This is a genomic window from Agromyces cerinus subsp. cerinus, assembly GCF_900142065.1.
Classification (GTDB): Bacteria; Actinomycetota; Actinomycetes; order Actinomycetales; family Microbacteriaceae; genus Agromyces; species Agromyces cerinus.
The window spans coordinates 510,273-523,747 of record NZ_FSRJ01000003.1; the positions used below are offsets into that span (position 1 = coordinate 510,273).

Genomic DNA, 13,475 nt, shown 5'->3' on the forward strand with positions numbered 1-13,475 from the left:
GTCGGTCGGCCTGCCGGTCAGCGCTCAGCACGCCCGGCGTAGACTCGCACGGTGTCATCGAGCCAACGTTCAGAGCCCTCCGACGAGGCGGTGCAGCGACGACGACTCACGATCGCCGGCTCCCTGAGTCTGGTCCTGGTGGCCGTCGCCGTCGTCGTGATCGGCGCGGTATCCGCCGGGTCCGCAGCGGGATCGGGGGGCGCAGGGGCATCCGCTTCGACCGAGACGCCGACCCCTCGCCCGGTGCCCGGTGAGGCGCCGCCGCCCGCGACCGTCGATACCTTCGACCGCACCGCGCACTCCCTCGACGACCCGAACAGCATCTGGGTCGTCGTCAACAAGCTGCGCCCCATGAACCCGCAGGACTTCGAGCCCGAAGACCTCGTCGAGGTCGACGTGCCGCACACGTGGGACCCCGAGATGCGCCAGGAGGCGTCCGACGCGATCGTCGCGATGTTCCAGGCGGCCTCCGACGAGGCCGACCTCACGCTCGCCTCGAACAGTGCGTTCCGCTCGTACTCGTCGCAGGAGGAGATCTACGACGGCGACGACCTGCTGACCGCGCGTCCGGGGTTCAGCGAGCACCAGACCGGGCTCGTCATGGACATCGGCGCCGACAGCGGCGACTGCTCGCTCGAGACCTGCTTCGCCGACACCGACGAGGGCATCTGGCTGCGTGACAACGCCTGGCGGTTCGGGTTCATCCTGCGCTACCCCGACGGCAAGACCGACGTGACCGGCTACGAGTTCGAGCCGTGGCACTACCGCTACGTCGGCGTGCCGCTCTCGACGGAGATGCACGAGACCGGCATCGCGACCCTCGAGGAGTTCTTCGGCCTGCCTGCAGCGCCCGAGTATGAGTGAGCGCGTGCCGCATCGCGGCCTCGCCCTCACGGTGCTGGTGGTCAACCAGCTGCTCGCCGGCGTCGGCGTGGCCTCCGGCATCGCCGTCGCGGCGCTGCTCGTCGAGGAGCTGACCGGCGTCGTCGCCCTCGCGGGCCTCGCTCAGTCGGCCAGCGTGCTCGGCGCTGCGATCGTGGCGATCCCGCTCGCGCGGCTCGCAGTGCGCTCGGGTCGACACGTCGCCCTCGCGACGGGCTACGCGCTCGCCGCGACGGGCGCCGTGCTCGTGATCGCCGCCGCGACGAGCGGCTGGGTGCCCCTCGTCTTCCTCGGCCTGGCCGCGTTCGGCGCGGGCAGCGCAGCCGGCCTCCAGGCCCGCTTCGCCGCGACCGAGGTGGCCGCAGCGGGCTTCGAGGCGCGCTCCATGTCGATCGTGCTCTGGGCGACGACGATCGGCTCGGTCGCCGGCCCGCTCCTCTCCGCGACCGGTGACGCCGTGGGCATCGCGCTCGGGCTGCCGCCGCTCGTCGGCCCGTTCCTGTTCTCGGGCGTAGCCTTCGCGCTCTCGACCCTGCTGGTGGCCACGCTGCTCCGGCTTCCGAAGCCGGGCACGATGGCGACGGATGCCGCGAGCAGCGCTCCCGACGTCGCCGCGACGCAGGCCGATGAACTCGCACCCGACCACGTCGTCGACGCCGGGGGAGCGGCGCCGGCGGCCGAGCCGATCGGGGCGTGGGCCGCGTTCCGCATCGCCGTACGCGAGCCGCGATCGCTCTTCGCGATCCTCGCCATCGTGTGCTCGCACACCGTCATGGTCGGCGTCATGGTGATGACCCCGGTGCACATGACCGCCCACGGCCTCTCGCTCTCGCTCGTCGGCGTCGTGATCAGCATCCACATCATCGGCATGTACGGCGCCAGCCCCCTCGTCGGCTGGCTCGTCGACCGCATCGGCTCGCCGCGGGTGATCGTGATCGGCGTCGGCATCCTCACGACCGCGGCACTCATCGGCATCCTGGCTCCCGCCGACGACATGCTGCTCGTGCCGCTCGCGCTCGGCCTGCTCGGCCTCGGCTGGTCGTGCGGACTCATCGGCGGCTCGACGCTGCTCACGACGTCGGTCGAACCGTCGATCCGGGTGCCGTTGCAGGGCGCGACGGATGCTGCGATGAACCTCGCGGCCGCGGCATCCGCTGCCCTGTCGGGCGTCGTGCTGGGGGCTGCGGGCTTCGCCGGAGTGAACGTCGTGGCGCTGCTCGTGCTCGTGCCGCTCGTCGTCGCCGGCGTGCGTGCTCGCCGCGCGGGTCTCAGCGAGCAGGCGGGTCGACGCGCTCCCGCGCGCTGAGCGCCTCGAGCAGGGCGGCCGCGGTGGCGGCGTCATCGACGGTCACGACGAATCGTCGCCCGTTGCGGCGGGTGACCTGCAGTGCCTCGCCGGCGCGGAGCACGATGCCGAACGCGCCGTCGGGCGCGAGGCGGATGCCCCAGCCGCCGAACTCGGCGGTCGGGTGGACGTTCGTGACGGCGACCGCTTCGACCTCGGCGAGCGGCACGCCGAAGCGCGGGATGCCGAGCGGTGAACGGACCACGAGGCCGCGGTCGTCGACGCGCACCCGGAACACGAACGTCGTCGCGGCGAGGACCACGAGCAGCACGGTGACGCCGAGCATCACCCACCAGGCCGCCGAGCCGGTGGCCGCGACGACGACGGTGCCGATCGCCAGGGCGATGATGCTCACGATGATCGCGACCATGCCGCCCCGGGTCATCATCGTGGTCCGCACCCAGACCGCTCGTTCGCCCGCGGCGAGGTCGAGCGGTTCGACGGTGCGCGCCGGCGTGCGCCCCTCGGCCGTGACGTTCGGCTGGGCGAACCATCCGCCGACCCCGGCGCCGACGGCGAGCAGGGTGCTCACCAGGAGCGGCAGGCCGATGCCGGGCGCATCGAGCGGGTCGGCGAGACCGCGCTGCAGTCCGAACGACCAGGTGATGCCCACGACCAGCAGCACGTTGGTGCCGATCGAGAGGGCGGCGAGCAGTCGCAGCATCGGGCCCCATCTGCCGTCACGCGTGCCGACGAGCATGATGCCCGTGAAGAGCGCGACGAGGCCGAACCCCAGCACGGCCGTGCCGAGCGGGACCGACCACGCGGGGCCGAACCCGTCGGGACCGCTGCCGCTCCAGTGCGTGGCGACCGTCGGCGGAACCTCGGGGAGCCAGGCGACCATGAGCCCGACGGCGACGAGGGTGATGGCCGCAGGCAGTGCGCAGCCGATCAGCAGGAAGCGGCGGCGGGCGGTGCGGACGGCGGCTGGCACGGTCATCGGTACGTCTCCTTCACGAGGGCGGCGAGGGTGTCGGCGGCGAGGCCGAGGGTGCGGGCGCGCGCGACGAGCGCGGCGATGTCGTGGTGCAGGTGCGCGAGGGGTTCGACCGCCTCGGTGACGACGGCGCCTCGGCCGCGACGCATGTCGACGAGCCCTTCGTCGCGAAGCTCCTGGTAGGCGCGCAGCACCGTGTGCAGGTTGACGCCGAGCGCGCCGGCGACGTCGCGCGCCGAGGGCAGGCGGTCGCCGGGATTGAGCCGCCCGGCCGCGGCGTCGGCGTGCACGGAAGCGACGATCTGGGCGAAGATCGGCGTGCCGCTCGTCGGGTCGACTCGGATCAGCATCGGCACAACCTTTCAAACTGTTCTATAAATACTAGAATAGTTTTGCCCGATGCTGCGAACGTGAGCGGAACGCGACGTCGAAGTCCCGGATTTCCGGGCGAGAGCGCGCTCTCACCGGCTTCCCAGAGTTTGAGAGGCTTCCTCACAAATTCACGTGATGGGGTTGTGGACTTCCCCCCCCCGATCACGTACCCGGAATCCCGCCTGTGCCCTTCCCCTTCTTCTCGTCTGCCTCCACGCCCACCGAACCCCCCGCACGACGTCGCTCGACCTATCGGGCCCCGTCGTCGATCGAGCCCCCGCTCGACGCCGATCAGATGATCGACGCGACCCCCGAAGCCGACGCCGCACCGGTCGCCGGCGCGACGCTGGCGGACCAGGCGGACCAGGCGGACCAGGTGGAGCGCGAGCGCCGTGCGCGGCACCGCGCCGAGCGGGTGCGCAACCGCCGCTCGTCGAGCGGTGCCCCCCGGAGGTTCATGGCGCTCGGCTGCGCGAGCGCGATCCTGAGCGTCAGTGCGTTCGGCGCCGTCGCCGCATCCGCGGCGGACGAGACGAAACTCGCGTCCGCACGCGACCAGGCGTCGGTCTCCGCGGACTCCGTGTCCTCCGCGGCCGATGGCGACGTCATCGCGGCTCCCGTCTCGATCGCGAAGCGGCCGACCGTCACGAGCGGCCTCTCGACGGCCGCTGTGCCCTTCACCGGCGGCACGCAGGTCACGGTCGCCGGCGAACAGCTCGATCAGGTCGCCCAGGTCGCCGTCGGCGGCGCTGCCGCGCCGATCGTCGCGGCCTCGCCCGAGCAGCTGACCTTCCAGGTTCCCGCCGTCGCCGACACCGCCCTCGGCGACGTGGCCGTGGCGTTCACGGATGCCGCGGGCGCACCCGTCGTCGTCACGACGCCCGGCACCGCGACCGTCGCCGGTGCGGCCGCCCCGGCCTCGCTCGCCGCCCAGCTCACCGAGATCGACGAGGCCGCGCTGCATGCGCCGACGCAGGCGCTCACGCTCACGTACACCTCGAACCCCGCCATCGACGCGCAGCTCGGCTACGTGCTCACCTACTGGAGCAGTTACAACACGGCCCAGTACACCGTCTTGAGTGGTGTCGACTGCGCGAACTTCACGAGCCAGTCGCTCGTCGCCCGGGGCTGGGCGATGGACGCCGGCTGGTACTACGACCAGGCGACCGGCACGATGTCGCCGAGCTGGTCGAGTTCGACCGCCATGCGCGACTGGCTGTACAGCCGCCCCGACCTCGCGACGCCGCTCGACGACTCGCAGCGCGGACTCGTGAAGGTCGGCGACATCGCCCAGTTCGACTGGGACGGCTCGGGCGACCGCGACCACACCGCGGTCGTCACCCGCGTCGAGCACACCGCGAACGGCACCGCCGTCTGGGTCGGCGGCCACACGAAGGACGCCGACTTCTGGAACGTCGACGAGGCGCTCGCCTCAGGCGGCGGCAGCGTCACCTACTTCTCGCTCCGCTGACCCCGCGCTGCGGGTTGAGCTTGTCGAAACCCACTTCGGCGAGCGCTCGGTTCCGACAGGCTCAACCCGCAGCGACCGGCGCGCTCAGCCCCCGAGGGCCGCGTCGACGATCGCCTTCGCCTCGGCCTGCACGAGCCGCAGGTGCTCCGCGCCCCTGAACGACTCGGCGTAGATCTTGTAGACGTCTTCCGTGCCGCTCGGCCGTGCCGCGAACCACGCGTCGGCCGTCTCGACCTTCACCCCGCCGATCGCCGCGCCGTTGCCCGGCGCGTGCGAGAGCTTCGCCGTGATCGGGTCGCCGGCGAGCTCGGTCGCTGCGATGGCGTCGCCGTCGAGCTTGCCGAGTGCCGCCTTCTGGGCAGCGGATGCCGCGGCATCCGTGCGCTCGTAGGCGGGGTCGCCGAAGCGCTCGACGAGCTCCGCATAGAGGGCGGAGGGCGACTTGCCGGTGACGGCGCGGATCTCCGACGCGAGCAGGCACAGCAGGATGCCGTCTTTGTCGGTCGTCCACACGGTGCCGTCGAAGCGCAGGAAGGAGGCGCCGGCGCTCTCTTCGCCGCCGAAGCCGACCGAGCCGTCGACGAGGCCGGGCACGAACCACTTGAAGCCGACCGGCACCTCCCAGAGGCGTCGGCCGAGCGCCGCGGCGACCCGGTCGATCATCGAGCTCGACACGAGGGTCTTGCCGATCGCGGCATCCGCCCGCCAGTTCGGACGGTGGCCGAAGAGGTACTCGATCGCGACCGCGAGATAGTGGTTGGGGTTCATGAGTCCGCCGTCGGGCGTGACGATGCCGTGCCGGTCGGCGTCGGCGTCGTTGCCCGTGAGGATGTCGTAGCCCTCGTGCTCGAGCACCGAGGCCATCGCGCTCGGCGACGACGGGTCCATGCGGATCTTGCCGTCCCAGTCGAGGGTCATGAACGACCAGGCGGGGTCGACGCGTTCGTTGACGACCGTCAGGTCGAGTTCGTAGCGGTCGCGGATCGCGCCCCAGTACGAGACGGATGCCCCGCCGAGGGGGTCGGCGCCGATGCGGATGCCCGACGCGCGGATCGCGTCGAAGTCGATGATGTTCGCGAGGTCGTCGACGTAGTTGCCGCGGAAGTCGTAGGTCTCGACGCCGCTCGGCTCGGCCTGCTTGACACCCTTCAGGCCGTCGGCGATGAGCTCGTTGGCGCGGGCGGCGATCCACGAGGTGGCGTCGGAGTCGGCCGGGCCGCCGTGCGGCGGGTTGTACTTGAACCCGCCGTCCTGCGGCGGGTTGTGCGACGGCGTGATGACGATGCCGTCGGCCTCGCCCTCTGCGCGCTTGGCGGGGTCGTTGTTCCACTTCAGGATCGCGTGCGAGAGCGCGGGCGTCGGCACGTAGTCGTCGAACTCGTCGGCGAGCACGCGCACCTGATTGGCGACGAGCACGTCGAGCGCGGTCGTCTGCGCGGGGGCGCTGAGCGCATGGGTGTCGGCGCCGATGAAGAGCGGGCCCGTGATGCTCTGCGAGGCGCGGTACTCCACGATCGCCTGCGTGATGGCGAGGATGTGGTCCTCGTTGAACGCGGTGTTGAACGCGGAGCCGCGGTGGCCCGAGGTGCCGAAGGCGACGCGCTGCTCGGGCACCGAGGCATCGGGATGCAGCTCGTAGTACGCCCTGACGAGGGCCTCCACGTCGATGAGGTCGGATTCGGTCGCCGGGGTGCCTGCGCGCTCGTGCATGTTCATAGTCTCCCGTGGGTTGCGGAGGCGCGCCAGCACCGTCTCGTGATCTGTGGGTTGAGCCTGCCGTCTCGCGATCTGTGGGTTGAGCCTGCCGTCTCGCGATCTGTGGGTTGAGCCTGCCGTCTCGCGATCTGTGGGTTGAGCCTGCCGAAACCCGTGTGCGATCAGCAGGTTTCGGCAGGCTCAACCCGCAGGACGTGTAGCGCTCACACGAGCGCATGCACCGCCGTGGCGATCGAGTAGATCGCGAGTCCGGCGAGCGCGCCGACGACGGTGCCGTTGATGCGGATGAACTGCAGGTCCCGGCCCACCTGCAGTTCGAGCTTCTCGGTCGTCTCCCGGGGATCCCAGCGTTCGACGGTCTCGGTGATGACCCCCGCGATCTCGTGGCGGTAGTTGCGCACGACGTAGGCCGCGGCATCCGTCACCCAGGTGTCGACCTTCGCGGCGAGGCCCTCGTCGGCGACGAGCCGGGCGCCCACCTCGACGACCGCCGCGGTGAGCCCGGCCCGCAGCTCGCTCGACGGGTCGGCGAGTGCGGTGTCGAGCGTCGCCTTCACCGATGCCCACGCCTCGCCCGCGAACTCGCGCACGCGCGGGCTCTCGAGCAGCTCGCCCTTGAGGCGCTCGACGCGGGCGATCATCGCCGGGTCGTGCTGCAGGTCGTCGGCGAGCTCGGCGAGGTAGCGGTCGATCGCGAGGCGCAGCGGATGGCCCGGATCGGCGCGCACCGCTCGGACGAAGGCGAGCACCTCGCGGGCGGCGCGGTCGTCGACGAGCCGGTCGACGAAGCCGGGCAGCCAGCGGGGGAGCCGATCGGAGACCATGCTGCCGAAGGCCTCGGGGTGCGCCTCGAGCCAGGCCTCCGCCTTCTCGAGCACGGCGTCGACCGCGGCGCGCTGCTGGTCGGCGGCCACGAGCCGGGCGCCGACCCGGCCGATCGCCGGGCCCCACTCGGGCTCGAAGAGGTGGCGTCTGGCGAGTCGCTCGATGACGTCCTCGACGTCGTCGTCGCCGAGCAGGGTGAGCACGCCGCGAGCGGCGACGGATGCCTCGGCGGTCAGCCGCTCGGCATTGGCCGGCGTCGCGAGCCAGCCGCCGAGCCGGCGGGCGATGCCGATCGAGCGGAGCTTGCCGAGCACGACCTCGTCGGAGAGGAACTCGTGCTCGACGAACGCGCCGAGGGTCGCGCCGATCTCGTCCTTGCGCCTCGGGATGATCGCGGTGTGGGGGATCGGGATGCCGAGCGGATGCCGGAACAGCGCCGTCACCGCGAACCAGTCGGCGATCGCGCCGACCATGGCGCCCTCGGCGGCCGCGCGCACGTAGGCGAGCCACGGCACCTCGTCCTGCAGGGCGAACGACACGGCGAAGACGACGGCGGCGACGATCAGCAGGCCCGTCGCCACGCGCTTCATGCGCCGCAGCGCGGCGAGCCGCTCGACGTCGGTCGGCACGGATCGGTGCGCCTCGAGCGTGGTCATCGGCCCCTCCTCACGCGCACGACGCCCGGCGGTCGCGCGGTGTCGCACGGTGTCGACGCTAGCCGCTCGCTCACGGCCCGGTGGCTAGGCTGGCCTGCATGACGGATGCCGCGCCCACACCGCCCGAGGAGACCTACTCCTACCTGGGGCCGGCGGGCACCTTCACCGAGGCGGCGCTGAAGCAGGTCGCCGCGGCATCCGGAAAGCACTGGCGCGGCGTGAACAATGTCGGCGAAGCGCTCGCCGACGTCACGAGCGGTCGTTCGACCGCGGCGATGATCGCGATCGAGAACTCGATCGACGGCGGCGTCACGGCCACGCAGGACGCGCTCGCGACCGTGCCCGGCCTCCGCATCCTCGGCGAGTACCTCGTGCCGGTCAACTTCGTGCTCGTGGCCCGGCCCGGCACCACGCTCGCGGAGGTGCGGGTCGTCAACGCCCACCCCGTCGCCTACGCGCAGTCGCGCGGCTGGCTCGAGCGCGAACTCCCCGACCACGGGCACATTCCCGCGACGAGCAACGTGGCGGCCGCGGCATCCCTCTTCGAAGGCAGCCAGGCCGACGCGGCCGTCGCCCCGCCCGGCATCACCGACCACCTCGACGTCGACGTGCTCGCCCGCGACATCGGCGACAACCCCAACGCCGTCACGCGCTTCGTGCTCGTCAGCCGCTCGCGCGAGCTGCCCGAGCCGACCGGTGCCGACAAGACGAGCCTCATCGTCGAGCTGCCCGACGACGAACCGGGCGCCCTGCTCGCGATGCTCGAGCAATTCTCGACCCGGGGCGTGAACCTCTCGCTCATCCAGTCGCGACCCATCGGCGACGCCCTCGGCCGCTACCGATTCGTCGTCGACGTCGACGGCCACATCGCCGACGAGCGGGTCGCCGACGCACTGCTCGGCCTGCGCCGCACGAGCCCCAACGTCATCTTCCTCGGCTCCTATCCGCGCGCCGACGAGCAGACGGTCGCCTACCACTCGAAGTACGATGACGGCATCTTCATCGAGGCCCGTGACTGGCTGCGCGGCCTGCTGAGCGGCGAACCCGACTGATCGGGCGGCCCTGACCCGAGGAGCTTTGTGAGCGACGGCGCTGCGAGCGGGATCGATCCGCGGTTCGACCCGCGCTACCAGCGCGGCTACGCGGGCGGCGAGGGGAGCACGACGGATGCCTCGTCGGCCGCGCCGGCGGCGATGCCGCGGAATAGCGAACCGCCGGCCCCGGCCCCCGCCCCGGACCCGGCGCCGTTCGCCGGGAGCGAGGCCGGCCGTCCGTCGCCGGGTCGAGACGACACGGCGCCGGAGGCCGCCGCGGTCGTCTCCGATCCGCCTGCCGAACGCGTCGACGACGCTCGCGCCGACGCCGCTCGCATCGAGGTCGACGACGAGGAGCACGATCGCGCCGCGTTCGTCGCCGAGGTCGTTTCGTCGGGCCGGTCCACGGTCGGCTGGCTCATCGCCGGGTGGGCGGTCACGCTCGCGGCGTTCGCGTTCGGGGCGTATCTGTCGTGGATGGTCAATTCCGACATCGGGTACTACACCGGGCAGATCTCGTCGAGCGACCAGTGGATCCGAGAACTCGGCTGGACGCTGTCGCCGTCGCTGATGATGGCCGGGGCGACGGGCGTGGTCGTGGTCACGGCGCTCGCGGTGGTCGTGCAGCGCCGCGGCGCCGCTGCGGCGACCAGCGAGGCGGCCGGGGAGATGGGCGGCGACGAGGACGCCCGGTCCGGTCGCGGCACGGCATGGTGGGCACTCGTCTCGATCGGGGCGATCAGCGCCGTCGGCGTGGTCTGGGCCGTCGGCCGGGCCTCGGAGGCGTCGCGTGCGAACGCCGGCCTCGTCTTCGACGGGAACGGCAACCCCACCGGCGAACAGGCGGACGCGTTCGCCCTGATCGCGCTGGGTCAGTTCGCGCAGAGCCTGATCGGCCCGCTCGCGCTCGCCGCGGTCGCTGCGTTCGTGGCGCTCGTCGCGGTCGAGACCTCCCGCGCGACGCTCAGCGCGGCACGCGCACGATGAGCGCGGCAGGATCGACCGTGAACCGCGCCGCGGCGACGAGACCGAACTCGTCGCCGTCGATCTCGAACTCCTCGGGATCGCCCTCGATCTCGAGCTCGACCGAGCGGCCGCGCAGGTAGAAGATCTCGCTGCGACGGTTGCCGCCCGTGAGGTCGAGGAACTGCCGGCCGATCGCCGATTTCCGGAGCACCCGGTTCTCCCAGGTGATCTTGCGCCAGATGAGCAGCCAGCCGAACAGGTTGCGCGGCGCCAGCACGACCACGTCGAGCCGGCCGTCGTCGATCTCGGCGTCGGGGATCAGCTCGATGTTGCCGGGCAGGTAGCCGAGGTTCGCGACGAGGATGCTCGAGACCTTCGACCGGTGGTGCCTGCCCGTGTCGACCCGGCGCACGACGCGGTACGGCTTCGAGGCGGGCAGCGCCCGCAGGCCGGCGTCGACGTAGGCGAGCCATCCGACGCGCTTCTTCAAGTCGGGGTTGGTGTTCGAGATCATTGCGGCGTCGATGCCGATGCCGCTCATGACGAGGGAGACGTGGCTCTCCTCGGTGCCGTCTGCCCGGGAGATGTCGGCGACGATGAGGTCGACGGCGCGGTCGAGCCCCGCGAAGGCGAGCACCACGGCGTCGGCCTGGTCGTTGACCGGGATCTCGAGGTTGCGGGCGAACAGGTTGCCCGTGCCGATGGGCACGAGTCCGAGCGGCACGCCGGTGCCCCGAAGGGTCGCGGCGACCGATCGCACGGTGCCGTCGCCGCCCGCCGCGATCACGAGGTCGACGCCGGCATCGAGGGCCTGGCGCGCCATGCCCTTGCCCGGGTCGTCGGCCGCGGTCTCGATCCAGAGGGACGGGGCGAAGTGCTGGCGGGCCTCGGCAGCGGCGACCGCCGCGCGCAGCGTCTCGACGCCCTGCTTGGTGGGGTTGAAGATCACGGCGGCCCGCGGGCGCCCGCCCGCGACATCCGCCGCCCCCTGCTGGTCTGCCGTCACGCTGCCAACGGTATTGCATCGCACCGGGAAAAACGCCCGCTTGCCCTGCGGCCCCCGAACGACGGGGCCGCAGATCAGGGGTCGGATGCCGCGGCTAGACTTGCTCGGGTGATCGATCCCGTGCTGCTTCGCGAGAACCCCGACCTCATCAAGCGTTCGCAAGAGCTCAGAGGCGAGTCCGTGGCGCTCGTCGACGCGGCCGTTGAAGCCGATGCCGCGCGGCGCACCGCGATCACCGTCTTCGAGGCGCTCCGCGCCGAGCAGAACGCCTTCGGCAAGCAGGTCGCGCAGGCCCCGAAAGAGGCCAAGGCCGCCCTCGTCGCCGAGGCGCAGGAGCTCGCCGCGCGCGTGAAGGCCGCGAACCAGGCCGCCGGCGACGCCGAGGCCGAGTTCACGCTCGCCATGCAGCGGCTCGGCAACGTCGTCATCGACGGCGTGCCCGCCGGCGGCGAAGACGACTTCATCGTGCTGCGCGAGGTCGGCGAGATCCCCGCGTTCGACTTCGAGCCGCGCGACCACCTCGAGATCGGCGAGCTGCTCGACGCCATCGACATGCAGCGCGGTGCCAAGGTCTCGGGCGCGCGTTTCCACTACCTCAAGGGCATCGGCGCCCGCCTCGAGCTCGCCCTCATGAACATGGGCCTCGACCGGGCGATCGCGGCCGGCTTCACCCCGCTCATCACGCCCACGCTCGTGCGCCCCGAGATCATGCAGGGCACCGGATTCCTCGGCGCCCACGCCGACGAGGTCTACTACCTGCCCGAGCAGGAGCTCTACCTCACGGGCACGAGCGAGGTCGCGCTCGCCGGCTACCACGCCGACGAGATCATCGACGTGTCGAACGGGCCCATCCGCTACGCGGGCTGGTCGACCTGCTACCGCAGCGAGGCCGGCAGCCACGGCAAAGACACTCGCGGCATCATCCGCGTGCACCAGTTCAACAAGCTCGAGATGTTCACCTACATCGACCCGGCCGACGCCGAGGCCGAGCACGAGCGCCTGCTCGGCTGGCAGGAGGGCATGCTGCAAGACCTCGGCCTCACCTACCGCGTGATCGACACCGCGGCCGGCGACCTGGGATCGAGCGCGGCCCGCAAGTACGACGTCGAGGCGTGGGTGCCCACGCAGAACGCGTACCGTGAGCTCACCTCCACGTCGAACTGCACGACGTTCCAGGCGCGCCGCCTCGACATCCGCCACCGCACCGAGACCGGCAAGACGGCGCCCGTCGCGACGCTCAACGGCACGCTCGCGACGACGCGCTGGCTGGTCGCGATCCTCGAGACCCACCAGCAGGCCGACGGCTCGGTCGTGGTGCCCGAGGCGCTTCGCGGCTACCTCGGCGGCCTCGAGGTGCTCGAGCCGATCGCATGAGCATCGAGCGGATGCCGCGCTCCGACGCCGCCGTCGACGAGCAGTGGTTCGTCGCGCTCGACGTCGACGGCACGATCATGCACGAAGACGGCTCGATCGACCCGGTCGTCGTCGACGCGGTGGCCGCCGCCCGCGACCGCGGTCACGTCGTCACGCTCGCGACCGGCCGTTCGTGGTCGACCACCGCTCCGGTGCTCGAGCAGCTCGGGCTCTCGCCCGAGTACGTGGTGTGCGCGAACGGCGCCATCACGATGCAGCGCGACGACTCGGCGCCCGACGGATACGTGCGACGCCACGTCGAGACGTTCGACCCGACGCAGGTGCTCGAGCGCATCCGCGGGTTCCTGCCGTCCGGCAAGTTCATGGTCGAGCTGCCCGACGGCTACCGGCTCTACACCGAGGGCATGACGGAGTGGAACCTCGAGAACGCCCGTGAGGTGCGCTTCGAGGAGCTGCTCGACCACCGCGCGACGCGTGTCGTCGTCACGAGTCTCGAGCACGGTCTCGACGAGTTCTTCGGCATCGTCGACCAGATGGGCCTGCATCACGTGAGCTATGCCATCGGCTGGACCGCGTGGCTCGACATCGCCCCCGACGGCGTCAACAAGGCGACCGCGCTCGAGCGCGTGCGCGGGTGGCTCGAACTGCCGATCGATCGCGTGCTGGCCGCCGGCGACGGGCGCAACGACCTCGAGATGTTCGCGTGGGCCGGTGCCGCCGGCCGTGCCGTGGCGATGGGCCAGGCGCCCGACGAGGTGCGCGAGGCCGCGAACGAGGTGGGCGGCTCGGTCGACGACGCCGGGCTGGCGGCGGTGCTCGACTCGCTGCCGTGACGCGCCGCGCTCCGCGCCGGTATCGGGCGACTCCGAGCGCACCAGCATAGAATCGGGC

General features: G+C 71.7%; 12 protein-coding genes. 7 read left to right on the top strand and 5 right to left on the bottom strand.

The features are described from left to right. Window positions 1-51 precede the first annotated feature (51 nt). Together BUR99_RS12830 and BUR99_RS12835 are read left to right on the top strand one after the other, a co-directional pair. Entirely contained in the window at window positions 52-864 is an 813-nt protein-coding gene (locus BUR99_RS12830; protein ID WP_234980845.1) for a M15 family metallopeptidase, read from the top strand. Next, complete coding sequence (locus BUR99_RS12835; RefSeq protein ID WP_074260740.1) at window positions 857-2,188, top strand: MFS transporter; 1,332 nt, start codon at window positions 857-859, stop codon at window positions 2,186-2,188. The genes BUR99_RS12830 and BUR99_RS12835 overlap by 8 nt, the downstream gene beginning before the upstream one ends. Here the strand turns inward: BUR99_RS12835 and BUR99_RS12840 are convergent. Further along, window positions 2,151-3,167 carry a DUF1648 domain-containing protein gene (locus BUR99_RS12840; RefSeq protein WP_074260741.1) on the bottom strand — a complete coding sequence of 339 codons (1,017 nt, stop codon included), beginning with the start codon at window positions 3,165-3,167 and terminating at the stop codon, window positions 2,151-2,153. The genes BUR99_RS12835 and BUR99_RS12840 overlap by 38 nt on opposite strands. Further along, on the bottom strand, window positions 3,164-3,514 hold the full coding sequence (locus tag BUR99_RS12845) for a GntR family transcriptional regulator (RefSeq protein WP_074260742.1): 351 nt from the start codon (window positions 3,512-3,514) through the stop codon (window positions 3,164-3,166). The genes BUR99_RS12840 and BUR99_RS12845 overlap by 4 nt, the downstream gene beginning before the upstream one ends. A 317-nt stretch (window positions 3,515-3,831) precedes the next feature. Between BUR99_RS12845 and BUR99_RS12850 the strand changes: the two genes are divergently transcribed. Then, on the top strand, window positions 3,832-5,007 hold the full coding sequence (locus BUR99_RS12850) for an amidase domain-containing protein (RefSeq protein ID WP_143231627.1): 1,176 nt from the start codon (window positions 3,832-3,834) through the stop codon (window positions 5,005-5,007). A gap of 84 nt (window positions 5,008-5,091) precedes the next feature. Here BUR99_RS12850 and pgm read toward each other — a convergent pair whose 3' ends face one another. Next, a complete protein-coding gene (pgm, locus tag BUR99_RS12855) occupies window positions 5,092-6,717 on the bottom strand; it encodes a phosphoglucomutase (alpha-D-glucose-1,6-bisphosphate-dependent) (RefSeq protein WP_074261033.1) in 1,626 nt (541 codons plus the stop codon). A gap of 209 nt (window positions 6,718-6,926) precedes the next feature. Beyond that, window positions 6,927-8,204: a DUF445 domain-containing protein gene (locus tag BUR99_RS12860; protein ID WP_074260744.1), complete on the bottom strand. Its 1,278-nt coding sequence runs from the start codon at window positions 8,202-8,204 to the stop codon at window positions 6,927-6,929. Between the two features lie 98 nt (window positions 8,205-8,302). Here BUR99_RS12860 and pheA point away from each other — a divergent pair, with 98 nt between their 5' ends. Further along, window positions 8,303-9,256, top strand: a complete 954-nt coding sequence (gene pheA / locus BUR99_RS12865; RefSeq protein WP_074260745.1) for a prephenate dehydratase — start codon at window positions 8,303-8,305, stop codon at window positions 9,254-9,256. 27 nt (window positions 9,257-9,283) lie between these two features. After that, window positions 9,284-10,225: a hypothetical protein gene (locus BUR99_RS12870; protein ID WP_074260746.1), complete on the top strand. Its 942-nt coding sequence runs from the start codon at window positions 9,284-9,286 to the stop codon at window positions 10,223-10,225. Here BUR99_RS12870 and BUR99_RS12875 read toward each other — a convergent pair. After that, on the bottom strand, window positions 10,203-11,210 hold the full coding sequence (locus tag BUR99_RS12875) for a diacylglycerol/lipid kinase family protein (RefSeq protein ID WP_074260747.1): 1,008 nt from the start codon (window positions 11,208-11,210) through the stop codon (window positions 10,203-10,205). The two genes, BUR99_RS12870 and BUR99_RS12875, sit on opposite strands and share 23 nt — an antisense overlap. Before the next feature lie 108 nt (window positions 11,211-11,318). On the opposite strand from BUR99_RS12875, the gene serS reads away from it, so the two are divergent. Continuing rightward, entirely contained in the window at window positions 11,319-12,584 is a 1,266-nt protein-coding gene (gene serS, locus BUR99_RS12880; RefSeq protein ID WP_074260748.1) for a serine--tRNA ligase, read from the top strand. An 11-nt stretch (window positions 12,585-12,595) separates the two neighbouring features. Then, complete coding sequence (locus tag BUR99_RS12885; RefSeq protein ID WP_143231654.1) at window positions 12,596-13,417, top strand: HAD family hydrolase; 822 nt, start codon at window positions 12,596-12,598, stop codon at window positions 13,415-13,417. Window positions 13,418-13,475: the final 58 nt, after the last annotated feature.